The organism is Pontibacter sp. 13R65, from assembly GCF_047525655.1.
Classification (GTDB): domain Bacteria; phylum Bacteroidota; class Bacteroidia; order Cytophagales; family Hymenobacteraceae; genus Pontibacter.
This window is the reverse complement of sequence record NZ_JBLIQL010000038.1, coordinates 1-24,901: the sequence shown is the minus strand read 5'-3', so window position 1 is coordinate 24,901 and position 24,901 is coordinate 1. Positions and strand designations below refer to the sequence as shown.

25 protein-coding genes and 1 pseudogene are annotated in these 24,901 nt (G+C 43.8%); 12 read left to right on the top strand and 14 right to left on the bottom strand.

Going from position 1 to position 24,901, the window contains the following annotated elements; genetic code table 11:
- Window positions 1-142 precede the first annotated feature (142 nt).
- A complete protein-coding gene (locus tag ACMA1I_RS22545; protein WP_337070755.1) occupies window positions 143-547 on the bottom strand; it encodes a hypothetical protein in 405 nt (134 codons plus the stop codon).
- Between the two features lie 300 nt (window positions 548-847).
- Here ACMA1I_RS22545 and ACMA1I_RS22540 point away from each other — a divergent pair, with 300 nt between their 5' ends.
- Complete coding sequence (locus ACMA1I_RS22540; RefSeq protein WP_337070754.1) at window positions 848-1,066, top strand: helix-turn-helix transcriptional regulator; 219 nt, start codon at window positions 848-850, stop codon at window positions 1,064-1,066.
- Between the two features lie 895 nt (window positions 1,067-1,961).
- Window positions 1,962-3,641 carry a tetratricopeptide repeat protein gene (locus tag ACMA1I_RS22535; RefSeq protein ID WP_337070753.1) on the top strand — a complete coding sequence of 560 codons (1,680 nt, stop codon included), beginning with the start codon at window positions 1,962-1,964 and terminating at the stop codon, window positions 3,639-3,641.
- Between the two features lie 193 nt (window positions 3,642-3,834).
- Here ACMA1I_RS22535 and ACMA1I_RS22530 read toward each other — a convergent pair whose 3' ends face one another.
- On the bottom strand, window positions 3,835-4,434 hold the full coding sequence (locus ACMA1I_RS22530; protein WP_337070752.1) for a recombinase family protein: 600 nt from the start codon (window positions 4,432-4,434) through the stop codon (window positions 3,835-3,837).
- Window positions 4,435-4,784: 350 nt separating this feature from the next.
- On the opposite strand from ACMA1I_RS22530, the gene ACMA1I_RS22525 reads away from it, so the two are divergent.
- A complete protein-coding gene (locus ACMA1I_RS22525) occupies window positions 4,785-5,393 on the top strand; it encodes a hypothetical protein (RefSeq protein ID WP_337070751.1) in 609 nt (202 codons plus the stop codon).
- A gap of 447 nt (window positions 5,394-5,840) precedes the next feature.
- Here ACMA1I_RS22525 and ACMA1I_RS22520 read toward each other — a convergent pair whose 3' ends face one another.
- Window positions 5,841-7,286: a hypothetical protein gene (locus ACMA1I_RS22520; protein ID WP_337070750.1), complete on the bottom strand. Its 1,446-nt coding sequence runs from the start codon at window positions 7,284-7,286 to the stop codon at window positions 5,841-5,843.
- Between the two features lie 476 nt (window positions 7,287-7,762).
- Here ACMA1I_RS22520 and ACMA1I_RS22515 point away from each other — a divergent pair.
- The 5 genes and pseudogenes from ACMA1I_RS22515 to ACMA1I_RS22495 form a co-directional block, all read left to right on the top strand.
- Window positions 7,763-7,914: pseudogene (locus ACMA1I_RS22515) on the top strand (tyrosine-type recombinase/integrase); the annotation flags it as partial.
- Window positions 7,915-8,118: 204 nt separating this feature from the next.
- Entirely contained in the window at window positions 8,119-8,613 is a 495-nt protein-coding gene (locus ACMA1I_RS22510; RefSeq protein ID WP_337070749.1) for a YfbM family protein, read from the top strand.
- Window positions 8,614-8,714: 101 nt separating this feature from the next.
- Window positions 8,715-9,719 carry a hypothetical protein gene (locus tag ACMA1I_RS22505; RefSeq protein ID WP_337070748.1) on the top strand — a complete coding sequence of 335 codons (1,005 nt, stop codon included), beginning with the start codon at window positions 8,715-8,717 and terminating at the stop codon, window positions 9,717-9,719.
- A gap of 69 nt (window positions 9,720-9,788) precedes the next feature.
- A complete protein-coding gene (locus tag ACMA1I_RS22500; protein WP_337070747.1) occupies window positions 9,789-10,418 on the top strand; it encodes a hypothetical protein in 630 nt (209 codons plus the stop codon).
- Window positions 10,419-10,702: 284 nt separating this feature from the next.
- A complete protein-coding gene (locus ACMA1I_RS22495; protein ID WP_337070746.1) occupies window positions 10,703-11,236 on the top strand; it encodes a hypothetical protein in 534 nt (177 codons plus the stop codon).
- 449 nt (window positions 11,237-11,685) lie between these two features.
- On the opposite strand, the gene ACMA1I_RS22490 is transcribed toward ACMA1I_RS22495, so the two are convergent.
- Window positions 11,686-12,105: a hypothetical protein gene (locus tag ACMA1I_RS22490; protein WP_337070745.1), complete on the bottom strand. Its 420-nt coding sequence runs from the start codon at window positions 12,103-12,105 to the stop codon at window positions 11,686-11,688.
- A 442-nt stretch (window positions 12,106-12,547) separates the two neighbouring features.
- On the opposite strand from ACMA1I_RS22490, the gene ACMA1I_RS22485 reads away from it, so the two are divergent.
- On the top strand, window positions 12,548-13,189 hold the full coding sequence (locus ACMA1I_RS22485; RefSeq protein ID WP_337070744.1) for a hypothetical protein: 642 nt from the start codon (window positions 12,548-12,550) through the stop codon (window positions 13,187-13,189).
- A gap of 187 nt (window positions 13,190-13,376) precedes the next feature.
- On the opposite strand, the gene ACMA1I_RS22480 is transcribed toward ACMA1I_RS22485, so the two are convergent.
- Complete coding sequence (locus ACMA1I_RS22480) at window positions 13,377-15,953, bottom strand: T9SS type A sorting domain-containing protein (RefSeq protein WP_414703970.1); 2,577 nt, start codon at window positions 15,951-15,953, stop codon at window positions 13,377-13,379.
- Between the two features lie 749 nt (window positions 15,954-16,702).
- On the opposite strand from ACMA1I_RS22480, the gene ACMA1I_RS22475 reads away from it, so the two are divergent.
- Window positions 16,703-17,281 (top strand): Fic/DOC family protein, encoded by a 579-nt coding sequence (locus tag ACMA1I_RS22475; RefSeq protein WP_337070742.1) that lies wholly within the window; start codon window positions 16,703-16,705, stop codon window positions 17,279-17,281.
- Here the strand turns inward: ACMA1I_RS22475 and ACMA1I_RS22470 are convergent.
- From ACMA1I_RS22470 to ACMA1I_RS22455, 4 genes are all read right to left on the bottom strand, one after another.
- Entirely contained in the window at window positions 17,268-17,438 is a 171-nt protein-coding gene (locus ACMA1I_RS22470) for a hypothetical protein (protein ID WP_337070741.1), read from the bottom strand. The genes ACMA1I_RS22475 and ACMA1I_RS22470 overlap by 14 nt on opposite strands.
- Before the next feature lie 251 nt (window positions 17,439-17,689).
- Window positions 17,690-17,938 (bottom strand): hypothetical protein, encoded by a 249-nt coding sequence (locus tag ACMA1I_RS22465; protein ID WP_337070740.1) that lies wholly within the window; start codon window positions 17,936-17,938, stop codon window positions 17,690-17,692.
- A 39-nt stretch (window positions 17,939-17,977) separates the two neighbouring features.
- Window positions 17,978-18,310, bottom strand: coding sequence for a GIY-YIG nuclease family protein (locus ACMA1I_RS22460; protein ID WP_337070739.1), 333 nt, complete (start codon window positions 18,308-18,310; stop codon window positions 17,978-17,980).
- Window positions 18,311-18,385: 75 nt separating this feature from the next.
- Window positions 18,386-18,607 (bottom strand): DUF4113 domain-containing protein, encoded by a 222-nt coding sequence (locus ACMA1I_RS22455; protein WP_414703969.1) that lies wholly within the window; start codon window positions 18,605-18,607, stop codon window positions 18,386-18,388.
- A 669-nt stretch (window positions 18,608-19,276) separates the two neighbouring features.
- Here ACMA1I_RS22455 and ACMA1I_RS22450 point away from each other — a divergent pair.
- Complete coding sequence (locus tag ACMA1I_RS22450; protein WP_337070738.1) at window positions 19,277-20,248, top strand: replication initiation protein; 972 nt, start codon at window positions 19,277-19,279, stop codon at window positions 20,246-20,248.
- 82 nt (window positions 20,249-20,330) lie between these two features.
- Here the strand turns inward: ACMA1I_RS22450 and ACMA1I_RS22445 are convergent, their stop codons facing one another.
- From ACMA1I_RS22445 to ACMA1I_RS22425, 5 genes are all read right to left on the bottom strand, one after another.
- Entirely contained in the window at window positions 20,331-20,567 is a 237-nt protein-coding gene (locus ACMA1I_RS22445; RefSeq protein WP_337070737.1) for a hypothetical protein, read from the bottom strand.
- A 65-nt stretch (window positions 20,568-20,632) separates the two neighbouring features.
- Window positions 20,633-20,986 (bottom strand): hypothetical protein, encoded by a 354-nt coding sequence (locus ACMA1I_RS22440; protein ID WP_337070736.1) that lies wholly within the window; start codon window positions 20,984-20,986, stop codon window positions 20,633-20,635.
- Entirely contained in the window at window positions 20,970-21,743 is a 774-nt protein-coding gene (locus tag ACMA1I_RS22435; protein WP_337070735.1) for a ParA family protein, read from the bottom strand. The genes ACMA1I_RS22440 and ACMA1I_RS22435 overlap by 17 nt, the downstream gene beginning before the upstream one ends.
- Before the next feature lie 224 nt (window positions 21,744-21,967).
- On the bottom strand, window positions 21,968-22,258 hold the full coding sequence (locus tag ACMA1I_RS22430; protein WP_337070734.1) for a HigA family addiction module antitoxin: 291 nt from the start codon (window positions 22,256-22,258) through the stop codon (window positions 21,968-21,970).
- Between the two features lie 56 nt (window positions 22,259-22,314).
- Entirely contained in the window at window positions 22,315-22,599 is a 285-nt protein-coding gene (locus ACMA1I_RS22425; RefSeq protein ID WP_337070733.1) for a type II toxin-antitoxin system RelE/ParE family toxin, read from the bottom strand.
- 1,248 nt (window positions 22,600-23,847) lie between these two features.
- On the opposite strand from ACMA1I_RS22425, the gene ACMA1I_RS22420 reads away from it, so the two are divergent.
- A complete protein-coding gene (locus ACMA1I_RS22420; RefSeq protein WP_337070732.1) occupies window positions 23,848-24,834 on the top strand; it encodes a hypothetical protein in 987 nt (328 codons plus the stop codon).
- The last annotated feature ends 67 nt before the right edge of the window (window positions 24,835-24,901 follow it).

Genomic DNA, 24,901 nt, shown 5'->3' with positions numbered 1-24,901 from the left:
TATAGTCCTTGGGCTTGGTCCCAGGAAGCCTAGATATAGTAGGATCGGTTAAATATTATTTTTATGGTCACGTCCTGTTGCTGTACCGTGGCAAAGTGCGCATACACTCTTGCCACGGTACAGCAACGTGCAAAATTTTAAGTTATTTACCTCCATATAATTTACTCTCAATAGCATGGTTCATTATGTATATTAGTAGCAGGAAAGTGCCTTGGTAAGACGCTTCTCTACAGAAGTCTTTGGCTTCACCTTCCAATTTAAATGGCTTCAACTTTTCTTCTCCTCTCTGATTTTCATATAACACGACAAAGGGGAAGTCATAGATATCGAACCCGTGTTTCATGTAGATGTTGTCCCGAATCAACTCTCTTTCTCTAATGTTGCTAGCCTCTGACTTTTCTATACCTTCCAGAAATGATTGGGTCGGCCTTCGTGCTTCATACTCTGAAGGAAACCTAAGCAGGTTAATGGGTTGCTTAAACCGGCTGTCAATTAAATTAGAAAAATCTGAATCAGTGTTTAGTGACTGTAGCGTTGAGTTCTTCATCTCTTTATAAATTTAATCTTCGATAATTCTGACACCAGCAAGGAAATCTTCCACGCGGCAGTTTTGAGCGGAGGCCCTATATAAAGCTGCAGCACCTTGCCTTTGCCTGTACTCGACATTTGCTTCAGCACATTGCTCTATTCTATTTAATAGTACCGCCTCTGTATGGTACCCTTCGACTCAAACGAACCACAGGCGCAGCATACGATGACGACTATAGTGTGCAATATACAAACTGCAGACTATAGTCGGTAGTAGTAGGTGTCTTTTTTAGTCTCCTTTGCGGACTAAAGTCACACCATGCCCGAGAAGACCTTTGGAGACGTGCTGCGGGAACTACGGCGGGAGCGCAAGATGAGCCAGGAAGAGCTGGCCTTCCGCAGCGGCCTGGACCGCACCTACATATCGCTGCTGGAGCGAGGCTTGCGCGTGCCCACCATCGACACCCTCTTCAAAGTCTCCCGCTCCTTGGGGGTGCAGCCTGAAGATATCGTCGCCCAGATCAAGGCCGGGCGCTGAAGCGGGTTCTTGATATAATGAATTGCCCCTACACTACTTGCCCTTCCCGGTGGCCAACCAAAAGACACCTCATATTTTCATGAGTGCCTCTGGCAGTGAACCCGATATGCTGGGGTCGTGAATCATCCACCAGACAGGGTGGTGTAGACCTCCTTCGAAATTCGTAAACAACAGGGTAATTGCCCTGTGCGCAGTCGGGCAATTTGTCCTACCGTGGGCAATTGCCCAAACATAAAACCTGTCCTAAAAGCGGGCAATTTTGAATGAAACCACCAGTGGCCCCGTCACATACCGCTCAAAAAGCAATGGGCAATTGCCCAACGTCGGCAGCGTGTGACGCGGTTCGTATCGTGTAAACGGTGAAAAAGCAAAAAAATACAGACTTAATCATCTGTTTATCAGGTATATAATAAAATATTTTTGCACCAGTTTTTCCAAGCAAAAACGTTGAGGATTTTAAACGGTCTAATGTTAGCCTTGATGAACGGGAAAACGGAATTGCCCCCGCTTTCCCGTTATCCTGGTATGAATTGCCCTTCTGCGGAGGCTTGCCCAAGTACACATTTTCCGTCGGCTTTTGGGGAGTGGTTTTGACGAGGCGGGGGACTTTGTATCTTTGCTTATGCATTCTCAGGAATTTAAAGCTAAATGAGGATTTAATGATAAATATTTAAATTTATTATTGAATTAAGCTTAGTAGAAGATGGAATAAATGTTAATTTGGATGTAAGCATAAGAACTAAAATTGATACCTATAAAGGCACCCATTAGTTCTTTTATAAGTAGTAATGAACTTCGTTTCTAAACTTTAATATATAATACCATCCTCATGCTTTAGCTTCATGTACCCTCCAGACAAATTTATTACTAAGTATTTATACTAACCGGTAAAGCATTGGGAAAAAACAAAAGGTACCCTCTCAAGAACTTTTGGCTTAAAAAAGATAAAAGTAGTCTATTACGTAATTCTATAGTTCATAAGAATGCCTCCAAACTTAAAGAGTTAGATGCTGTACCTAAAGATTCAGGTCCACACAAATATGAAGAATTAAGCCATTCACTTAGTTATATAAAGAATATAATTTTGTATTCTATCATTATTACGTTTAGTATACTAGGAGTAGGTCTTTCTATCAAAGAGACACTAACTGAATATATATTGATAGAACCATTTGAAGTTCCAGACAATTTTATTGAAACAGGATTAAACGGCCGTGTATTAGCAAATAAAATAGTTGATAAAATCGACTTAGTTAGATCAGCTTCAGCATATTCTAATATTTTCCACTTAGTTCCTAATTGGTCAAATGCTGAAATTGAAGTTGATGTTCCTGGTGCTGGTATCTCTATAAATAAATTATTTAGGTTAATAAAAAGCTCTCTAGGAAAAGAACAGGTAAGGATAACAGGAGAAATATATACAATTGGAGAAAATACTTTTATAACAGCAAGAGTAAGTGGAAAATCTTCTTTTACTAAAAAATTAAATTTAGAATCATTAGACTCTACAGTATTTGATATCTCACAAGAAATCATGAAGTACACCTACCCTATGATGCTGTTTCATCATAAAATAGAGGCTGGTGACAATTATAAGGATTGTATAGCGATAGCTGAGTATGCAGCATTAAATGCACCTGATGATGATGATGCTGAAGCCTACTTTGATTGGGGATGGGCTTTGTATAATTATGAAAAAGATTATAATGGAGCTTTAGTTAAATATAAAGAGGCTTTAGAAATTAATCCTGGCTTTGTTAATGCTCACATCGGCTTGGGGGATGTGCTTTATGATATTGGCGACATCAAAGGAGCGATAGCTAAATATAAAGAATCGGTGAGGCTTGAGCCTTCAGCATACGCTTATTATTCTTGGGGAGCAGCACTGTACCACCTTGATGATACTAAAGGAGCTATTGATAAATACAAGAAAGCGATAGAACTTGACTCTGATTATCCTATTCCTTATACTAGTTGGGGCAATGTACTTTACAATACTGGCGATATGTATGGTGCTATAGCAAAGTATGAAAAGGCTATAGAACTTGATCCTGAAGATGCAGATCCATACTGTTCTTGGGGTGCTGCACTATATAAGCTCGGTCGCAAAGAAGAAGCTATTGACAAGTACAAAAGAGCCTTGAAAATTAGTCCTAAAGCCGAGATTGTTTACGATGACTGGGGTAAAGCACTTCTTAATTATGGCGACAAAAAAGAAGCCATTGATAAATATAAAGAGGCTTTAGAAATTAATCCTGACTTTGTTGATGCTCACATCGGCTTGGGGGATGTGCTTTATGATATTGGCGACAACAAAGGAGCGATAGCTAAATATAAAGAAGTGTTAGATATTGACTCTACAAATACATACGCATATTACAATTGGGGTACTATACTATATCAGTACGGAGAAAAGGAAGAGGCTATCAGTAAATATAAGAGAGCCCTAGAACTTAATCCTAAAGCTGCGGATGTTTATGAAAATTGGGGTGATATTCTTTATATGCATGGAGCTAAGGATGAAGCTTTTAATAGGTATGAAAAATCTTTAAAAATTATAATATTTGGCAAATAACTGTCATGTATGACGAACTTTAGTTTTATTAAAATAACAAGGCACAGATAATTTCATTAAAAATATTAAACCCACACTCTGTAATTCCAGCCCACTAAATTTTCTTTCGGCTAATCAGTCTATTCTCGGTAAAATATATCCTTGAGTAAAATGTAATCACTAAGCCAGATTAAGATGTGTGAAAAGCAAGCTTCTATAAGTAGTTATTTAAACTCTCATCTTCACGACAGCTTCTTGTAAGGTTGATGTATCGGTAACAGGTAGCTCTTCCTATATTGAGTATCTTGGCAATCTCCTCTACAGTCTTTGTTCCAGAATCAAAAAGAATCTTAACAGTCACAGCCTTCTCCATAGCAACCTTGGAAAGACCAGAAGGCCTGCCCCCCTTTCTACCTCTTGCCTTGGCCGCATCCAGTCCTGCCTTGGTCCTTTCGCGAATAATCTCCCGCTCGAACTCCGCCAAGGAGGCGAAGATGTTAAAGGTGAAACGGCCAGTGGGCGTGGCTGTGTTGATTCCATCCTGCAGGCTCACAAAGTCCACTCCTCTTTCCTTGAAGTCCGATACTAGGTCAATTAGATCCCGCAGCGAGCGGCCTAACCGGTCGAGCTTCCACACGACCACCGTATCTCCGCTCCGGAGCTGGCTGACCATCTGTTCTAACTCCGGGCGCTCCTTGTTCTTGCCCGACCTCTTCTCCTTGTATAACTGCTCACACCCGTAATGGGTGAGGGCATCCGTCTGCAGCTCCAGTTTCTGATCCTGGGTGGAGACCCGGGCGTATCCTATCTTCATAGCTGTCTCATTTTCTCATCTCAAATATACACTTTTTCTTTTGATTCATGAGACGGCAAAACGGGAATGTGCCTATGGCTCCTACTCCTCCGGAGGTCACTTTTCAGAAATAGCTACTTGCCACTGTAGAAATCTCGTAAAACGGCCCTATTGTGAGATTGCAGCAGTAAATGAATATTGTATGGAATTTCTTATATTGAGGTATGGCTGCAGAGTGGCCAACACAAGCAAACGTGTACTGAGACAGAAAAAATTACAACCTTAACCAATGACGTACATAGTGCAGATAAGCGTATGTCTATTCCTGATATACCATAGTTGGCAAAAATTAAAATATAACAAAACGTAAAATGAAATCATTGATTATTTTTCTTGTGGTCTTTCTTGTTATATCTGGCTTTCAGCTCTATAAAAAGAAAAGAGTTAGTGCAGACAATAAAGTAGACTTCCTTGAAATCGGGAAATTAATCTATCAGAAGCATCAAAAAGAGTTTGCAATATTTTTCAACCTTTATCAGAAAAACAAAAAGGATTTCAAAGAGCAGGAGGCGGACTTGCTAGAAGAAAGCGGTATAGAGAATCCTACCCCGTTGGAAGCGACATATCTCTTTGGTTCAGGTAGGGAGTTACTCGGATATATTGACTGGAGAGGAGAAGAGAACGAGAATGAAGTTGAGGAATATGTCCAAGAACAGCTTGCTGGACAAGAAATCAATTGGACTTACACCAAAGCTATTAGAAAAACCTCGATAGGCAAAGACCAAGGAGATGGAATATTTATAATAAGCCTTTTCAAAGAAGTTGATAAAGATTTGAACTTGCTCAATAAAAAACTCCTGTTCTTCGACTTAGGATTTGATGCCTATGCCTTTGCAGTTGTAGACAAGATTACATTTGACCAAATTATTCAGAAAGCACCAAATAGTTTCCACGGCTCAGAAAAGCTAAAGAAAAAATAACTTTTGCCAATCGAGTGGATGGCTGACAGCCAATTGACTGCCAGTGCACCCCTCTGTCTTGTCCTGATTTAAGTTGACCAGAAATATCTCATTTAATGGGGAAATTTTGATACCAACTTGGTCAACTTATTCTGTACAACTCCATTTTAAAAATCTATCGCAGAGGGTCTTGAAAGTAGACTTAAGATTAAAATATTCAGTATGAAGAGGAGCTTCAGTTGTCATGCTTATTCAACACTACTTGCGCTGTCTATTGATTTCCAGACAAGAAATTATGTTCTCAAAAATAAAAACCATAGACAGAAAGCTAAGTTTTTGTGCAAAACACATTGATTTGGAATACTCAACAAACAGAACACAGGTATTACGCAAAATAGGCAATGAATGGAAAATAAATTTATATTCCCATTTTACCTAAAGCTACCACTCCTGCAGTAATGATCGGTTTTAGTAAGGCATGTTTTGTGGATCCCAATTGGCCCAGCCGCTCGTCCAGTCTGAATCTCCAAAAGCTCCTGTGAAAGGCACTTTGTCAAAGAATGCATCCTCCCTGTTTTGCCATCGGGCATAAGACAACAAAACTGATGTGGCGTCAGGTAACGGGACAGGGGTATTGCCTCTCAGGCCTATGACTTGACTATGCGCAACCTGCCAGTTCCGGTGCTGCCCTCCCTCGAACCAAGCTACCATAGGTTCTACCTGAGCAGGATTGTCAGAGTTTCCGGAAGAGCCAGGAAAGGAGGCGGTCCATTTGAGAGGACTTCCAGATGTGCCACTGTCTGTTTGGAAGGGCAAATCGGAAGCCCTGTCGCGGAACGGGTTGTGGCGGTTGCCGTAGCCATTCCCGCCCCAGTTGAGCACTCCTGCAAGCACCGTGTTTTCTATCTGTGTTTCTCCAGAAAGGGCTGCCGCTCCGGCCCCTGGCTGTTGATCGTCGATGAAAATACCGAAAGGAAAACTGGCTATGATTGAATTCCTCATCACCACCCTGCCGTTGTTCCTTACTGCCAGGCCATTTTCATAATTAGGGGCGATCTCCGTTTCAGTGTCCGTTTTGGGGCCTATGATGGTGAAGTTGGATAGTACAGGAGCTGTGGCTGTTGAGCTTGTGCCATCGATTTCGATGCCGTTGCTTCTTGCAGCTGCCCACACGGGGGCTTTTAACCCGAGCCCGAATTGAATGCGGCCTTGATAGCCCAGGTCCATATCATAGTCATCGTCGTGGCACCTGAAGGCGATCAGCCTTTTGGCTTCAACAGTTCCTCCCCTGAAGCCGAAACCATCGTTCAAGCTATAGGAACACATCACATTCTCGATGGTAGTGCCATGCCCTACCCCTGCCAAAAGTAGTCCGGGGTAGTCCATTGAAGGAAGCAGGGGTTGGCCTGCAAACTCTATACGTACATACCTTATGACGCCGGATGCGTCTGCCCGGCTATCTCCACCGAAAACAGTATGCGCTACATTGCCCAGAGCCACTCTGGCTCCGGCGTCTGTGGGGGCATTGCCACAAACAATAATACCGCCCCAGTCACCCGCCGCTCGTTGCCCGGCAGGTGCATTGGAGGTGAACACGATGGGCTTGTCATGGGTACCCTCTGCAAGAATCTTCCCGTTCTGCTCTACCACCAGTAGGCCCTTTAGCTGCTTGTCAGACCTTAAGAGAGTGCCAGCCGCAATGTGTAGTGCCGCACCAGCCTTCACCCTTACAACTCCTTTCAGCAGGTAAGTAGTATCCGCAGAGAGGGTCCTGTCAGTAAAGATATTGCCTTCTAAGGTAAAGAGCGGCTTCGCTGACTCCCCTGGTCCAGTAGCTTCAGACAAGCTGCAACTGGAAGTGCCAAGCCCAAAGCTGACAAAAATGAATGAAATGATGGCTTTGTTTATTCTCATTGCTCCCAATGCAGGAATATTGACAGATATCTCTGAATTAGAATCCCCGTCGTCAGCCCTGGCATGAGCAGGGTTGCTCATACGCTGGAACAGATACAGAAGGGGAAACTCAGCAAAACTATTAGCATTTTGAATAACCACAGGGTGTGCTGACGTTAACAATGTGTTATGTTTTGAATGTGAAGCCTGCGCTCGTGAGGTGGCTCGGTTTCTCTGCACTGGAAAACGGTTCGTTCATAACATAAGGTACAGTGGTGAAGAACAGGAAGAACCGTCCAAGAGGAGATGTCTTGTCCTTATGTAAATTGACCAGATATGTCTCATTTAATGAGGAAATTTTCATACAGCTTGGTTAACTTACACAAGGACAAGACACAGTAAGATCTGTAGCGTTAAAATGGCCGTATTCTGAGATTGAAAATTTTTACGGTTAGGGTCCGGTCCTTGTCCATGTAGGACTGCCAATTGGCGATGGTCACTCCTTTGCCACCCATTTGCTCGAGCAGGGAACGGACCTGCGCTATATCCAGGTGCTGCTGGGCAACAGGAGCAGCAAGACCACGGAGATTTATACCCATATCACTCCCATGTCTTGGATAAAATCGTCAGCCCATTGGATAATCTGTAGCAAACATCTATATTAGCTTAAACAGATACAAATATGCACCTATTGTTCAGTTCTACAGAATTCAGCCAGCAAACAAGCGCCAAAGTAAGCTCCGGCAACTACGTACATAGTGCATATAAGCGTATGTTGTCGTTTAGCAGGTAGGTGTGTGTAACCTCAGTAAACAATTTTCCGATTTTTTCTAAAACTAAAGACTACTGAATAATGAGTATGATAGGAAATTTACTTCGAGTGAGCAATTCTGAACTTGAAGAATATTTACAGGACAGTTCATTTTTAGAAAATAGAGTTTATGATGATGAAGCCGAAGAAGACTCAAATCTGGTTGACATAGACAAATCTTGGGAAGGAATTTTCTTTTTATTAACTGGTCAGAATATAGAAAGCTCAGACCATCCGTTAGCAAGAACCCTATTTAGTGGGCAATTTATAGACGAAGACCAAGACTTAGGTTATGGGCCTGCTCAATATTTAACACCAGAACAAGTAAAAGAGGTTAATGCTGAAATATCACTAATAACGCTTGATGAAATTAGCAAGAACTATGACCCAAAGAAAATGAGTGAATTAGAAATATATCCCAATATCTGGAATGAAGAAGAAAGTTTGGGATATCTAACAGACTACTTCAAAACAGTGCAAGAAATTTACTCAGAAGCAGCACGAAGCAATCAAGCCATAATCACCTTCTTAAACTAAAACAAAAAGGCTTAACACAAAAAGGTTCATACATAACCTTACGCTGACGCTTCAGGCTCTGTATGCACGAGTCCGTTGGGCAAAAAATCAAAATAAGATAAATGAAACAAACATTACTGTTCTTTCTCTTTCTGCAACTGATATTTTCACAAGTCGCAGCCCAAATAAAGAACCCAGAGGACTTCGGCTTCAGGCACCTGCAATCTTTTTACAAACAGGACACGGTCAATATACTGGTGCTTTCTAAAAAAAGAGAGGAGGAAGTGGAGAAGCCGCTGTTTCTCTTCGTGCAAGGTTCGCTACCCAAACCTCTTATTCTGCTCAAAGAGAATGGGGAGCCTTACATGGTTTTCCCGTTTGATGCCGAGATACTTTTGGACAAATATCATCTTGCCGTTATTAGCAAGCCATACGTGCCGCTTATAAAAAAGGCGACCGAACTGCGAAGAGACATGGCTTATGTTGACCTACAGAGGGGGAGCTTTCCAGAGAAGTATATCGAGCGGGATAACTTAGACTACTATGCCAACAGAAATAAGGAAGCAATAAAGTTCTTGAAGAAACAAAGTTGGATAGGCGATAAAGAAGTAGTCGTTGCTGGTCATTCAGAGGGGGCTGCCGTTGCGGCTAAGCTTGCGGAGACATCAAAGGACGTAACCCGACTCATTTTCGCCAGCACCAATCCTCTCGGGAGAATGATGACCACTGTCTCTCAGATAAGGCAGCGTGACGACTCATTGGGAACGGCAACAGAGAAGCAATTCCAATTTTGGCAAGAACTGGTCAACGACCCAGATAATAATGAAGTCCAGGGAGAGACCACTTTTAAATCCATTTACAGCTTCTCAAAACCACCGATAGATTCGTTGCGAAAGCTGAAAATACCAGTGTTAGTTGCTTATGGCACAGAAGACATCGCTGCGCCTTTTTTTGATTACATGCGCATAGAGGCTATTCGTAATAAAAAGAAGAACTTCACCTTCATTCCTTATGTAGACAGGGAGCATAACTTCTTTGGCTTTGACGAGAATGGAAAGGTGAACCATAACGACTTCGGGTGGGATATGGTAGCACAGGACTGGAAGGCGTGGCTTGAAAAGAAATAATTCATTGCCCAACAAGGTGTAGCAGCAAGGCTTGCTGACGCTACACAAACACGTTAGCAAACAATTAAAATGATGAAGCTTCTGAAGAGAATACCCAAAGAGAAATACTGGGACTACTTTATACTTGCTGCAAGGTTTCTTATCGGATGGACTTTCCTCAGGTATGGCTACAGCAAAATGGTAGATGGTCAGTTTGGAGTAAGTGAAGCTGAATTGGCAACTCCGTTGAAGGATTTAGACTTATTTCGTGTTTCTTGGTACATGTTTGACCAGCAGCCCTTCAAGGCATTCATTGGTATCTCACAGTTGATTTGTGGCACTCTCTTAATCATAAATAGAACCGCCTTACTGGGAGCGTTCCTGTTTCTGCCGATAGTAACTACAGTTTTACTTATTGACCTTACTTTTATGCCGCCAGCTATGGCTAATGCCTTCACTTGGCGCCTTTCATTTTATGTCCTACTGGACTTTTTGATACTATGGCACTATAAAAGCAAAATGGAAGTCATTTGGAATGAAGTATGGCAAAATGTTAATACCAAGTACAAGTATCCTATTTGGTTGTACTTGCTACTTCCGCTTATGGCGATAGCTATCGAAGTGGCCAGTCTGTTACCAAAGGCTATGTATCACTTCATCCTAAGTCCAGAAAATGTGTGGTCAGGCGTACAGGGAATACTCAACAAAATCATTAGCTAACTACACCTTTACGGTAGCTGTGCCATCGCAAAGCCAAGTACGTTGCTGTTTGATGCCTCTCCCTTGGCAACACCTGTTGCTTTTAGTTGCTAAGCGCGCTGCTCCTGTTCATATCGAAAAACGGGCGGTTTCTGGGATAAGGCAATACAGCAAGTATGATACAATTTGCTAAATTGAATCAGGAGCCACGATACCCGAAGCTATTGAATAAGCTAATAACTCCACACATAGTGCATACAACCTTAATTATCTGTATATTAGGCAGTTGACAAAAGTTATAATTTATGAAAACACCAATCTTTGCAGTACTTCTTTTAGTCTTATCTTTTCAAGTGAAAGCTCAGACAGAATCTACTGACAGCCATAAAAAGGCCATATTTGTAGAAGCCTTTGGTCAAGGTTTACAGGCATCCATAAACTATGATATGCGCTTCAAAAAAGGAGTACAGAGTGGACTTGGCTTCCGTTTGGGTATAGGTGGCATTTCTACAGGGACATCGAATAATGACGCATGGAATGTAAGATCAGGTGTTATAGCGTTTCCAGTTGGTTTAAACTACTTGGTTGGCGAAAAAAAAGGCTCATTTGAAGCTGGTATTGGACTTACGCGTCATAATGCATTTACTGACACTTACAGCCCCACAAAACCTAATATTGTCGATGAAAATGGTTGGGATACAAATGGCTATCTTAATTTAGGGTATCGCTTTCAGCCTTTGAGCAATGGGTTTATGTTCAGGCTCATCTGGACTCCTGTAATTAGCACTACAGGTTTCTTAGCACAAAATTTTGGTGTCTCGGCAGGATATAGCTTCTAAAAGAAGTTTATAAATGAAACAGTTAGGTTTCCGTTGCCTCTGTAGTCAGTTGAATACCATTAAGAGTAATTACAAGCAAAACTTTTGTCAACACAGTACATGAGGTAAGCTTCAGTTACACCTCGTGTACTACACTGTTACCATTCCTTGAACCTCATTATACCGCCTAATTCTGGGGAAGCAACGACTTATGATAGCTATTCCAGCCAATCTCATTTAACCGGGGAATTCTGATACAGTTGTGGTCAACTAATACTAGGAGAAGATTGGTTCTAAAGACCAAATAAGAGTATGAATCTTTATCCTTCCTTTCTGCTCTTTATGTACAAATCAATATACAATGACAAACATAGGATAAGATAAATTCTTGGCTAGATCAAGATGAAACACAAAGCGCCGCTACTTCAACCAGTAGCGGCGCTTTGTGTTTCATAAACAGGAAGTATTATTCATCGATTGGCTCGGATGGAGGAAATCATCGTATTCTGACTCTTACCAGCAAAATTTAAGAATACCTCCTTGCTCCCCAGGGTGCCAATATAAAGATCATCCTTATACACTGCATAATTTCCTCCGTCCTTGCGAATTTCAAATAAGCCCAGCGGATCCGTGTAAGGAGTACCAAAGGCTATTCCTTTTCGGAGAATATTTATTAGACGGTCATCAACCCTTGCTATCTCTATTTCAGAGGTAATTTGCACTTTACCATCAGCGGCCAACTCGGGAAATTTGAGCACTTCACCTTGCATGTTATGCAGCGTATGAATTTCGTAAACTCCCGATATATCTGGTACTACTTCTTCATCAGATGAATTCTGACATCCTACAAGCACGGCGAAGAGCGCAATAATGATGTATATGTTTTTCATTTTTATATAATTTTTCTAAAAATAAATATTAGTTCTCAACTGAATGTTATCAGTATATTATATTCTCCTTTTTTGTATAAAATTTATCAAAGGATATAGCTAAAACTTTTCCTTACGTTGGCAATTGAGCGAACACGTTTCTATTTCCTAATGCTTTTAAGAGTCTGATCACACCCAGATATTTTAGCCGCTGCCGGCGCCCGGCGTTCACCTCCTACACCCTTCCCTTTATTGCTTCGAATTATCACCCTATTTAGAAAGTGCTCTATTGAACATAAGAGTAGTTATAAGAGAAACCTCCTCCACAGCCTGGAATCGGGGTGTGGGGTTTTGGTACTTTGGCAGGAGCAGAAACTTATACCAGGTTACTTTATATTAACTGAGCTATATAGTATATTCGTCAGTCCAGTTACGTTTAGCCGCTAGTTGGCATAAATAACTAATGATTGAAGAATATCTAACGAAGGAGGACTTTGAACGTGGCGGTGGAAGTATGACCGTAGTTGCGTTCATCTCGACTTTCATTTTGATGATTGTTTTTGTTGAGTATACTCAGTCGAGATATCTAATACCAGTATTGTTTGTAATACCATTTCTGTCAGCCCATGTTGCGTCATATCTTGGGTACAGGAAATGGAGACAAGAAATGTTAGCCACGGGGCATGTGACGGCAGAGCGATTTGACGAGCTTGCAAGAAAGTATAAGATTTCTTCCCGCCAGCTATACTCTGCCAAAGGGCTTCTGTCTGTTGGGGCAGTCACTTTTGTGTTGTCTACTTTCTCCTTTTACCTAAGGAGCCAAGAAATAGAGTTAAAGCTTTATGGAAAGGAAACTGTGGGCACTGTAGAAGAAATAAGGCTTACCCTTAGTGGAAAGCATTCTAATGCCTTAATTGGCTTTGATGTGAAAGGAGAAAAGTACACTACTACACTCCGGATAAATGGCAGCAGTTTAGGTGTAGATGCTACCTATCGTATCAAAGGGAATCCACTCGTTAAATTAGGAGATACCCTGTTGGTCATTTATTCTACTGTTGACCCAGAAAACAATAGAGTGATTTTGGAAGGTTTAGAGAAAAATTAATAATGCCAACACAGCACAGGCACCATGTTCGGCTAATGCCTCACCCGCTGCCTGTACGAGCCCGTTGGCTATTAATTTAACATAACTTTGCTTATCGGCCGACAAGAACCTGTTGCTAATTGTTGCCTCTCCTTTACGGCTGTTTAGTGCATTGCTCCTGCCTCGTGTATTTGGTGTTCTACTTTTATCATTGGATTATCAGCTTATCTGTAAAGGCTTCTTTTCCTGAGGCAAACTGTAGCAGGTATATTCCTTTAGGATAACTACCAAGATCGAAGGTTATGGCTTGTCCTTTGAAGTCTTTCTCCAATAAAACTTTCCCCTGACTATTCAAAATCCTGATTTTGCCGGCTGATATCTGGGCAACAGCCGGGTCTATGGTGATTTGGCCACTGCTTGGATTCGGATAGATCAACACAGCTTTTTTCACTTCCTCAGCATCAGGTATGCTGGTTGTAGAGGATCTGCCACCCGACACGCGTGCTACCCGATTTCTGCCAGTGTTGTTATAGGAGGTGAAGAGACCTCCTATAAGGATATGCTCATCGTTTTGCAAAGCGAGCGAGTACACTGTGCCGTTAGGGCCTGCTCCGGTACTGAACTCGGAGTCGAGGCTGCCATTTGGGCGTAGGCGTGCCAAGAACCGACTCTGGGTGCCAGAGTAAGCGCTGAATGTCCCTCCAACAACAATGTGACCATTTTCTTGTATACCGATTGCGTGTACCCTCCCACTTGGCCCCCTGCCAGGATTGAAGCCTGTGTCTAGACTGCCGTCCGGGTTAAGCCGTGCAATCGTAGCAGGCTCGTTGCTGTCCTTGAAGGTGAAGCTGCCAGCAATGATCACCTTACGGTCTGCTTGTATGGCAATGGCCGAAACAGCGCTGTTCTGCTTTAGGTTGGGGTCAAAGTCCGTGTCCAGGCTTCCATCCCCCAAAAGCCTAACTACCCCGTGTCGAGGTGTGCTGCCAGCGAAGCCGAAACTCCCGGCTATGTACACGGCGCTGTTGTCTTCAGGCGCGATAGCCTGTATGGTTCCGCTGATCCCACTTTGAGGGGAGAAGCTCTCATCGAGGGAGCCGTCGGGAAGGAGCCGGGCCACCCCTCTCACGGAGGTGCCATTGGCGGAGGCAAAGTTCCCTGGGACCAGTATTTTGCCGTCAGGCAGTACGAACACAGAGCCCCCGGAGGAATAAAAGCCATTCGGGCTGAAGGCTTCATCCATGCTGCCATCAGGGTTCAGCCTTGCCAAAGAGCCCATGCCTGCGCCCTCACTGTTGAACAAATCACCTCCCACCAGAATTTTCCCGTCGCCCTGTACGGCAACTGTATAAATTACGCTGCTTCCCGGGGATGTGGAGGACAGGCCTAGTGCTGGGATGAAGCCTGCATCAAGGCTGCCATCGGGATGAAGCCGGGCAAGGCCGTATCTGTTGGCGCCATTGTAGGAGGTGAACATTCCCCCGATCAGAACTTTTCCGTCGCGCTGTACTGCCGTGGCCAACACCCTTGCATTTGCCCCAGTCACAGCATTGAAATTACCGTCAAGGCTTCCGTCAAGACGCAGGAGCGCCACCTTGTTTCTGGAGGTGCCCCCATAAAAGCCAAAGTCACCGCCTATCACTATGCGCTCTTCCTGCAGGATGAGGGATGTGATGGCCTTGTCGGTGCCAAGCCCCTGCCGGAACGAACCGTCCAGGCTCCCGTCAGGCTCCAGCCGGGCTATGTTGTTTGCCGCGCCAGCAAAGCTGACAAAGCTACCGGCGGCTAGGACCCTTCCGTCATCCTGTACAGCCAGCGCCTGGATGGCCCCGCCCCTTCCGCTACCGGTGCTAAAACCTGTATCTATGCCGCCGTTGGTGTTCAACCGTACAACATTGTAGGCCTCGGTGCCATTGTACATCGATATCTCACCTCCCACCAAAATTTTTCCGTCAGGCTGCAGTTTTACCGCATGCACGTTGGTTCTTGCGGAGTTGCCGGCGCCGTGGGCAAATTCAGCGTCTACACTACCATCGGCCTGAAGCCTGACGAGGCTGTAGCTGGTCACTTGGTTCACAAAGGAAAAAGAACCCCCTATAACAATCTTGCCATCCTCCTGAATGGCTATGGATCTGATGCCTGAGCCACTGCCTGATCTTACCTGGGTACTGAACCCTGTGTCGGTGGTTCCATCCGGGTTTAGGCGTGACAAGTTGCTTGAGACGGAATAGTTGTTGTTGAAGAAACTGCCTGCCAGGAGCACCTTGCCGTCGCCTTGCAGCATGAGCGTTTGCACGTGGCGGTTCAGGCTTGTTCCTGGGTCAAAACTGGAGTCGAGGCTGCCATCGGCATTTAGGCGCGCCACTCCATTTCTGGCAACGCCGTTGTACGATGTGAAGGTGCCGCCAATAATTATCTTTCCGTCGGGTTGTACGGCGATGGAGGTAATGGTGCTGTTTGCGCCTTGCCTTGTGTCAAAAGTAAGGTCCAGGCTACCATCGGTATGAAGCCGGGCCAACCTGCTTGCCGCTGTGCCATTGTAGGAGGTGAAGTTCCCGCCGATAACAAACTTGCCATTCTCCTGACCTGCTACTGCCCGCACTTCAAAGTTAGGACCGTCTCCAAAACTGAAGCCTACATCAGCTGAATTAAAGTTTGGATCAAGGGCTCCTGGCTGTGCATAGGAGGCAGAGATCAGAAACATCAGCACAGTCAATAATAGTACTAGCTTTCTGGTAAGAGTATGCATAATAAGGTAGTTTAGGTGCTTGGGAAGGTCTGTCATGCCATCGTAATGTAACAGTTTACTGGAAATTATCCAACGGGTTAGAAGCTTACGCAAGGAATGGATGGTGATGGGGCGGCAGATCCGCTCCAGGAGATTCTGGGTTTGTTGGCCACGGCCCCTACTCCTGACTTTTGGCGCGGAGGACGCGCCCGGATACTATTCACCATGTATTGCCCCCTGCCTGTCCTATGCCGTCTGTGAGAGCCACAGCTGCGCCTTTGGTTTCCACTTACCAGGGTGTCTATCGTGACGGCAAAGGACCACACCTCAGGCAGCTACCGCGCCACCAGGCTTTTCCTCAGACAGGCCCCCATAGCTCCTGAGTAGAACTACACCTACTCTTGGTCTTGTAGCCCATCGACAACTGGGAAACCTTCATGGTGAAGAGATCACCAGGGAAGACGTATCAAAAATTTATACTAACCGATAACACCTTGTTTGTATGTTCAGTAACGTCATCAAAGGATCAGCTTGAAATAACCGGATATAGGACAAATTGCCAACCGCCGGTAACTCTTACGCTTCTTTAGCAGCGGTTACCCGATTAACTATTTAATTATTAATAGAAGCTGATTCGGCAACCTTTTCCCAATTTTTGGCTTGTGCCGCGTAAGCCGCAACACATCTCTCTTATCGGCAACAGAAAGCTTATAGCGCTTTATATCCTTTTGCATTGGTGTCCGCCCGGTTGAGCAGGCCCATAACACTGTGACGGAAATTTTGCATCTTTGTATAAAGGCTATACCATGGGAGAATACACAACTGCGGCAGACGATAACTTGTTGGGCATAGGCGACAAAGCACAGCTCAATGAAATGGAGGCAAAAGGAGTACTGAGGGCAGAAGAGTATATGCTGGACTTAGACTTTCCTGTTGAGATCACCACCAGCCTTATACTGGACATCCACAGAACGGCATTCGGAGAGATTTATGAATGGGCAGGGAAATGGCGGGATAAGGATCTTCAGGTAGGATCATACATACCACCGAAACACTTTAATGTCCCACGGCTAATGGCCGAGTTTACCTATGACCTCAACTACCGACTACAGAATACGGATGGCAATGACTCAGAAGCACTGGTGAGAGAACTGGCGTGGGCACATCACAGAATGGTGCACATACACCCCTTTGTGAACGGTAATGGCCGCTCAGCTCGCCTGATCACAAACCTAATGGCCTACATGCACGGCTATCAGAGCGTGGAGCTCTACCAAAGGGAAGGGGATGGGAGAAAAAAATATCTGCAAGCCGTGAAGCTTGCAGATACATATGATTTTTCAGAATTAGAACAAATAATCCGGGGACAGCTTACGCTTTTGTGAGCCGTCGCTCCTCCTTAACCTCAGTATAAAGCTTCTCCAGGCGGTCCTTACTTACACCCTGGTTCTCCAGCAGCATGGAGCCGTGCACTGACTTTACCACCATCGAACGCACGAATGCCTCATCTTTCAGCTTTGGGTAACGGTCTCTTAATTTCATGGTCTTTTACTTAATAGAATAACTATAGCTAAGATTGCTACAATGTGCTGTCATCAATGACATTAGCAAAGATACTTATTTGTACACTACAAGCAATACTAGTACCAATACTGATAACAGCGATAGTATATACGATAATTCCAGCCCAACAGATAATGCTGGTGAAGAAGGAATCGAGCTAATAAACGATTCGCAATAAGAACTACCTATTTAACATAAACTTACTTATCGGCTGGGCCGGCGCCCCTCCCCTACTCCATCAGCTCCTGCAGGTCGATGAGCTCCAGGTAAGGCTCCAGGATGCTATAGCTCTTGAACCCGTGAACTAATGCGATCTGGTTGTCCTCGGGCGAGTACCAGACCTCGGCAAAGAAGCTACCCATGTGGTAAAGCACCACACTGCAGCCCATCTCGGTGCGAATGGCCAGAAATCGTCCCTGCTGCCAGACGAGCTCGGCCCGCGTGTCCCTGGGAAGGGTGTTGAAGGCATAGAAGTCCATACATCCTATACGAAAGAGCAAAGGGAGTGTGTCAGCAGATCAGTATCTAAATAGCTCCAGCTGGCCCGCCTGGCAATAGCGGTTGTTGAACTTTGGTTTGAGTTTGCGGATGTAGTGCTTCTCGAGCCGGAGGACCTCCTCTTTGTCCTGGTATTCCTGAAGGTAGATGACTGACTCTGCAGAGCACTTGTCTTTGTGCTTGATGATGCGCCAGAAGATGTTACTGGTTTCGCCTACATACACACAGGTCCCAGAGTCAAAAATAAGGTACAGGAAGTACATCTTATTCTCTCTGATGTAGCGTAGTTTCCTGTATTGCTTCAGAACCCCTCCCCTGCTGTACCTGTGGAATTTGTCTAACTGCACCATCATAAAATCGGAAGTTCAACACACATAAATAGCAGTATCAACTAATCTATTGAGTCATGATAACTGTCTTGAATGTGTCTAAGTTAATAGGAATTTCCAGTGCCTGCGATTTATTTCATAAACATATTGAAGCCCCTCCAATTCTATAACTTGCTGGGCTCTCAGTATGTCATTAAGATTAGTCGTATAGCAGGGTGAAACAAACTCTTTTCTCAAGGCCCATTTCTTTTCGGTTCCTTGCACTCCATATCCCACAGAGCCGTGGCCAAATCTTTCCATGAGAGAGTCCAGTGTTCCCATTAGCAAGACTTCACTGAATAACAAAGTGTGCTAGAGGGCCAAATAAGCGCCAATCTGTGACATCCAGAAGTGTTACATGATCATCATTACAGAGACTCTTTGCCACTGGGTAATCTATCATAATCCATCATAAAGCAGAAGGAAATGACGAAACCAAGGGTACCAAACTTCATTGAACCTCTCTCAGATTAAGGAAAAGGGTATTTAATTAAATATTTACCTAGTCAACGTCATTTTTCTCGTCGATAGTTATTAAGGTATATAAGTTATCGACGAGGTTTATGACGATTCGGCCTCTTTACTAACTATTCATTTCATTATTTCATTGATTTTAAGGTAATTACATATTTTATTTTCTATTGAATCGTCATTTTCCTCGCTTTATAAAAAATAAAAAACATTCTAAAGTATTCTTATTTTATTCTATTTAGTATTCTATAGTATTCAAGAGCCATAACCTGTTGATTATCTTTTGTTTAGATAAGTTTAAAACGAGACTTTTGACGAATATCGCCGAGGAATATGACGATTTGAGCCGAGGAATATGACGAAATAAACGAGTTCTCTGACGAAACAAACGAGGTTAATGACGAACAAAACGAAAAGACGATAAATAATTTCGTTAGTTCGTTTTAAACCACTATATTTATTATCAAAAATCTAGATATAATGTCAGAGATCATAGTTAAACAGGAGAAAAAGTCTAAGACAATAGCTCAGGGTAACTTTATTGTTAGAAGCCACTTGTCCTTTGGCACTGTAGAAGCTCGTATTTTCACATACATGCTGGCCGGCATCCATAAGGATGATGAAGATTTCAAACCTATCGAGATCCCGATGAATCTAATTACATCCAACACCGGCGGTACTGCATATGAAATGGTCACTAATGCATGTAAAAACCTAATGACCAAATATATTGAGGCCTCTGAGACAGATAGGAAGCGTGGCACTAAGTTTTATTCCTTCGTTGATAGTTTGGGCATCGATAAAGGTAGCAGCTTGATAACAGGAATTTTTTCCCATAGCATTAGACCTTACCTGATTCAGCTTAAGGAACATTATACCATCGCAGAGATTGAGCAGCTGCTTGAACTAAAGACTGGTACATCCCACCGGCTCTACTGGCTGCTGAAATCGTATGAGACCCTGGGAGTTTATGAGGAGACTGTGGATGAATTAAAAAATAGACTTTGTGGTAAGAAGGTAAAGTACGATCGGTATTACGACTTTAAGAAAAACGTGCTCCTGCCTGCTATCGCTGAAATACAAAAGACAGAGGAGACTCCTGGCAACCCCATAGCATTTGAGTTTATTGAAATCAAGGCAGGCAAGAAGGTAAACTCCATTAAATTTGTGTTTGATGGCCATGCTAAGCAATTAGCAGCTGAGAGGAAGGCCAATAAAGGCAAGTATCCTAAGAAGAACACAGCTCAACAAGGTTTACTGTTTGGAAACGACCAGCCAAAACAAAAGTACAAACCAGTGGCTCCAGCAAAACAGAACCTTAAGGCTACTTCTAAGATATCACTCCAGGATCTACAAGAGATGCACAAAGGTGATTTTGATTCGGCAATTGCTGCCCGTGAGAAGGACGGTTGGTACTGGGATAAAGCCAAAACCTTTATGTATAAAGATTAATCTTTACAAATATTAACACCGCTTTAGTCTTGAATTCATAAGAAAAGCCACCCCGATATGAGTGGCTTTTCACTTAAGACTATTAGGTGACTATCAAGTCCTGTAGATCCGGAGCCGGTCCAGTTGGCCACTTGGGATCAAACTTAACCAGGGAGCTTTCGGGGAATGTAAAAAACTGAATACTTCCTTGCTGGTCATTCCAGAAGCATATCACCTCCCCTGCTGCATTGTAACTAACTACAGTCATTCTATGATTCCATGTGTTTCCTTGGCGGGTCAACTCTAAGTCAACGGTGTCACCTTTTAAAAATTTATTCATGGCTTAAAAGTAACCAGGGCCTGTAATCAGAAAAAGGACACGAATTGGGGGTTCTGAAGAAGGGCCTATGTTTTACGTTTCTTCCGGCTACTTATTTTTTCCTGTCTTTCCAGCTCATGTGCAGGGAGGGTTTTGTCAGCCCCTTCTTTGCCCTCTAGGAAGGCCGTCAGCGCCTGTTCGGTGACATCTGTTATTCTTGCCCTCTCCCAGTACTCAAACTGTCTTAGACGCTTATACAAGCCCTTACTGATACGAGTAGAAAAAGGGGTTAGCTCATGATCGTCATTTGGTTCCTTTTTATCATTATTTTCATGAACATCATTTCTTACTTGATCTTCAGTGGATTCATACACTTCTTTTTCAAATGATGTGAGTTGAGGTGCAGGGGTTTTTACTAACCCGCTAAACTTCTTGGCCATTGCTTACTCTAGTTAATATTTCCTCTGTTAGTTTCCTGTAGTCCTTGGCCCCATTACTGCCTGGTGCATATTCATAAATCGATTGCCTCATGGCTTGGCTTTCAGCGATGCTGATATTCTCTCTGATAGAGGTGTCCATGATCAGCTGGCCGTAGTTACTCCTTAGGTCTTCTACCAGGTCCCGATGAAGCTGCTTCCGGTAATTCTTGGCATATTTAGTAAAGAAGATCCCTCCTATCTTCAAGCTTGGATTACTACGTTTATTTAACCTCGTAACTATATCAGTTATGGTAACCAAACCCTCAACTCCGAATATTTCCGGTTGCATAGGAATAAAGATATAGTCACTGGCCACAAGAGCTGAATAGGTGAACGCGTTTAGAGCGGGTGGCGTGTCTATTAAGATGTAATGGTATTGATTCACATTCTCCAGCCTCTCCTTTAGGAAATATTGGTAGTCGTTCTCTGCTCCCAACATGCGCTCATATACCTGGGCTTTCACGGATGATGGAATTATGTGCAGGTTATCGCTTATTTTAAGCGTCACCATTGACAGTTCCTTCTCCCCTAATACAAAGCTGCCAAAGTGGTTGTCAGTGTTCTTCTCTAGCCCCAAAGAGATAGACAGGTTGGATTGTGCATCCGCATCAATCATGAGTACCTTGTACCCCTTCTCTACCAAGCTAAACCCAACACAGAGGCAGGAGCTGCTTTTGCCTACACCTCCTTTAAAATTACTAAATGAAATAACTTTCATAAATGAGTTTCATGAAACAAATGAATACTATTAGAATACAGCGTTGTGGCGAATATATAATATCTATTTTTCTGTATCATGTAATAATTGAAATAATTTGTTCACATGTATTCAATGAAATAACTTTCCTTAATTTCCTTCATGAAATACATGTAACATATGCATTAAAGGAGATGCAAGTACCTCTTGATACTGATACCAAGGGAATTGCAAGGGTAGAATGGCTATGCTGCAGGGTGGAGGAGGTGTTCTATAGTTGAAATGTCAACTCGCTGCCTAGCATGCCAGAGATCATACTGTTTCTGGAGGTTAATCCACACATCGGGAGTAGTTCCGAACGCTGCAGATAGTTTCCAAGCCATCTCAGCACTGATGCCAGCATGGCCATTTAGTATGTTCGATAGCACCTTACGGCTAATGTGGATCTTCTCCGCAATTTCTGTTACTGACAATCCTGTTGCGTCAGTATAGTCTCTTAAGATTTCGCCTGGATGTGGCGGGTTATGCATTATCATAATGAGTTCTTGTTTTACCTTTACTCCAATAGTATTCAGATTTCACACATTGTAGGTTAATGATAGTCCAGGTAATTCACGTCTAACACCTCGACTCTTTCACCTATAAAAATGAAGATTATCCGGTAATTCCCATTAACCTTCACTGACCAGTGATCCTTCAGGTTTCCTTTCAAAGGGTGCAGGTCCCAACCTGGAACATTCACGTCCTGGATATTTTGAGCAGCATGCAGTTGTGCCAGGATTCTTCTGATCTTGGGTAAGTGCGCAGGGGGTAGTTTGGACCCATCCCCTTTAAGGAAGAATCGTTCTAACCCTTTGTGTTTAAAACTTACAATCATGCTGCAATTATAACGTGTAACGTTACAAGTTGCAATTAAGATTCAAATTATTTTTATTAGTCTACCTGAATATCTACAGGGATGACATTAACAATCATGCAAGTTTACTGAAGAACATGCCTTTCCTGTATTAAAGGTCTTTCATGAAACTCATGATTACTTAAAGTCTAAAGAGTATTGGGAGACAATGTTTTTAATAAAGGTAAGCTGGCTTACATTAAGTAAAGTTAATACCCTCGTGTATGAAACTTGTTTTCAGCCATAATTGAACAGGAACAGGGGGAGCAGGTGACTGCTTTACATTATACCCCATGCGCAAAGGATGGCTTAGCTCGCTCCGCGCAGTTAGAAAAAAGTTGCTTAAAGAAAGTGGGTGAGGGTTTTACATCTATCTGCTAAAGTTACTGCAGTGGCACCGCATTATAAAGCTCAATCCATGGCATTTCCTTGTTCTGAATTTCTTGGCTTGCTATATGCCAATTGTTATTCAGTTGGCTCAATGCTTTACAATTTAGAGGCAAAAGCTTTTGGTGTTGCATCAATTATTACAATACTTTTATGATCTTCTTTATTTATTTTCTGGTACTTCTATAGGAGTACCGTGCTCCGACAAGAGATTCATAACGCTGCATCCCATTATCAAAGAACTACTTCTACTTATCATAATAAGTGTTATGATCCGGTACCCATCCAGTTGGGTCGGAGGAAGCGCTGAAGGCTGCTAAGCGTCACTCTTAGCAAGTAGAAAGAATGAAAATTGATAAATTTTAGGAGGTCTCTCTAGCACCCCTGTTACAAAATCGGCTTTTTCTTAAGGGGAGTGAAAGTTTGATTGAAGACGATCCTAAATGTAAACTATTGGGTTACAAAGTATAAAATAATAGTGAATTTCCCATATTGGAATAAACATTATCCTAATATGGGAAATTCACTATTATTTTTTCATATACCCCATGTTACCACAAGAGGCAATGTTTCCTTTTTCAGAAAACATAATCTTAGGTCCTTTGATCATAATTATTCCAAGCCCATTTTGGGAAAGACACAATTATTGGTTTACTGTATTTTCTTAACGTAACATCTGGAAAATTGTTTCTTAAACGACAAAAAAAGACGGTATCGCAAAGGGCTACTGGTCTAAAGAGGCTAGGTACTGTTTCATAATATCTCATTCATTCTTTCTTGATAACTATCAACTAGTAAAATTTTGCATCCGCTGTCTGACAGCGGCGGTTGCGACAGCCACAGATGGAACATGCCCAACGCCTTGCCGGCCCCAGCCGGCTGCCTGCCTTGTTAACGGCAGGATTGCTCCCACAAACAGTACTCCTATCCCTTGTTTTGATGCTCCTCTCTTTCGGCTCCCGCGGCCAGGTGGCCGGGCATCTGCATATCCAGGACACCCGAAGCATAAACGAGGCTCCCTCTGCCTTCAACCATGTGTTCCGCGTCGACTTCAAGGAGCGCAGCACGGTGGGGGTGCCAGGGGAGAACATATTTTCCTCCAACCTCACCATCGCCCCCTGGAGTGATTACTCAGGGGGAAGAATCCACCAGCTCAACTTCAACGACGGGGGGATCTTCTACCGCTCCAGCTCCTTTGACAGGCTGTCCTGGCAGGATTGGCGCAGCTTGGCGCTGACTAATCCCGACGGGAGCCTGAGCCTGAAGGGAGGACTCCACCTGGTGGAAGCCCCGGGCGTGCCCGACAATGTTATTGGCTCCAATCAAGAAGGGCTGCACCATAGCCTGATCGGCACTTACCCGGGTTGGGACAGGGGGGCGGTTTTCATCGCCGGCTACAACAAGTTTAACTCTACCTGGGCGCACACTGAGCGGGTGAGGCTGGGCCAAAAGTTCACGGTCAACCTGGCGGACGGCAGCCTGGGGATCGGCACCGACAACACGGCCGGCTTCGCGCTGTCCGTGAACGGAAAAGTGCGGGCCAGCGAGGTGAAGGTGTACACCGGCTGGGCGGACTTCGTCTTCGAGCCGGGCTACCGGCTGCGCCCGCTCCGGGAGGTGGAGGCCCATATTAAGGAGCACGGCCGCCTGCCCGAGGTGCCCTCGGCGCAGGAAGTGGCGGCAGAGGGGGTGGACCTGGGGCAGACCAACGTGCTGCTCCTGCAGAAAATCGAAGAGCTCACCCTCTACCAGATCGAGTTGCTCAAGCGCCTCGAGGCGCTCGAGAGGGAGCAAAGTTGCCGAAAGGAACAAGCCATAACACATCCATAACATGAGACACCTTTACTGGGCAATACTCTTCTTGGCCCTTGTTCCTTTTGCCGCGCGTGCCCAGTGG

Bases quoted from the DNA above. Each gene is read 5' to 3' on its own strand.
- ACMA1I_RS22545 (WP_337070755.1), bottom strand. From the start codon at position 547: ATGAAGAACTCAACGCTACAGTCACTAAACACTGATTCAGATTTTTCT.
- ACMA1I_RS22540 (WP_337070754.1), top strand. From the start codon at position 848: ATGCCCGAGAAGACCTTTGGAGACGTGCTGCGGGAACTACGGCGGGAG.
- ACMA1I_RS22530 (WP_337070752.1), bottom strand. From the start codon at position 4,434: ATGAAGATAGGATACGCCCGGGTCTCCACCCAGGATCAGAAACTGGAG.
- ACMA1I_RS22525 (WP_337070751.1), top strand. From the start codon at position 4,785: ATGAAATCATTGATTATTTTTCTTGTGGTCTTTCTTGTTATATCTGGC.
- ACMA1I_RS22520 (WP_337070750.1), bottom strand. From the start codon at position 7,286: ATGAGAATAAACAAAGCCATCATTTCATTCATTTTTGTCAGCTTTGGG.
- ACMA1I_RS22510 (WP_337070749.1), top strand. From the start codon at position 8,119: ATGAGTATGATAGGAAATTTACTTCGAGTGAGCAATTCTGAACTTGAA.
- ACMA1I_RS22505 (WP_337070748.1), top strand. From the start codon at position 8,715: ATGAAACAAACATTACTGTTCTTTCTCTTTCTGCAACTGATATTTTCA.
- ACMA1I_RS22500 (WP_337070747.1), top strand. From the start codon at position 9,789: ATGATGAAGCTTCTGAAGAGAATACCCAAAGAGAAATACTGGGACTAC.
- ACMA1I_RS22495 (WP_337070746.1), top strand. From the start codon at position 10,703: ATGAAAACACCAATCTTTGCAGTACTTCTTTTAGTCTTATCTTTTCAA.
- ACMA1I_RS22490 (WP_337070745.1), bottom strand. From the start codon at position 12,105: ATGAAAAACATATACATCATTATTGCGCTCTTCGCCGTGCTTGTAGGA.
- ACMA1I_RS22485 (WP_337070744.1), top strand. From the start codon at position 12,548: ATGATTGAAGAATATCTAACGAAGGAGGACTTTGAACGTGGCGGTGGA.
- ACMA1I_RS22480 (WP_414703970.1), bottom strand. From the start codon at position 15,953: ATGACAGACCTTCCCAAGCACCTAAACTACCTTATTATGCATACTCTT.
- ACMA1I_RS22475 (WP_337070742.1), top strand. From the start codon at position 16,703: ATGGGAGAATACACAACTGCGGCAGACGATAACTTGTTGGGCATAGGC.
- ACMA1I_RS22470 (WP_337070741.1), bottom strand. From the start codon at position 17,438: ATGAAATTAAGAGACCGTTACCCAAAGCTGAAAGATGAGGCATTCGTG.
- ACMA1I_RS22465 (WP_337070740.1), bottom strand. From the start codon at position 17,938: ATGGACTTCTATGCCTTCAACACCCTTCCCAGGGACACGCGGGCCGAG.
- ACMA1I_RS22460 (WP_337070739.1), bottom strand. From the start codon at position 18,310: ATGATGGTGCAGTTAGACAAATTCCACAGGTACAGCAGGGGAGGGGTT.
- ACMA1I_RS22455 (WP_414703969.1), bottom strand. From the start codon at position 18,607: ATGGGAACACTGGACTCTCTCATGGAAAGATTTGGCCACGGCTCTGTG.
- ACMA1I_RS22450 (WP_337070738.1), top strand. From the start codon at position 19,277: ATGTCAGAGATCATAGTTAAACAGGAGAAAAAGTCTAAGACAATAGCT.
- ACMA1I_RS22445 (WP_337070737.1), bottom strand. From the start codon at position 20,567: ATGAATAAATTTTTAAAAGGTGACACCGTTGACTTAGAGTTGACCCGC.
- ACMA1I_RS22440 (WP_337070736.1), bottom strand. From the start codon at position 20,986: ATGGCCAAGAAGTTTAGCGGGTTAGTAAAAACCCCTGCACCTCAACTC.
- ACMA1I_RS22435 (WP_337070735.1), bottom strand. From the start codon at position 21,743: ATGAAAGTTATTTCATTTAGTAATTTTAAAGGAGGTGTAGGCAAAAGC.
- ACMA1I_RS22430 (WP_337070734.1), bottom strand. From the start codon at position 22,258: ATGATAATGCATAACCCGCCACATCCAGGCGAAATCTTAAGAGACTAT.
- ACMA1I_RS22425 (WP_337070733.1), bottom strand. From the start codon at position 22,599: ATGATTGTAAGTTTTAAACACAAAGGGTTAGAACGATTCTTCCTTAAA.
- ACMA1I_RS22420 (WP_337070732.1), top strand. From the start codon at position 23,848: ATGGAACATGCCCAACGCCTTGCCGGCCCCAGCCGGCTGCCTGCCTTG.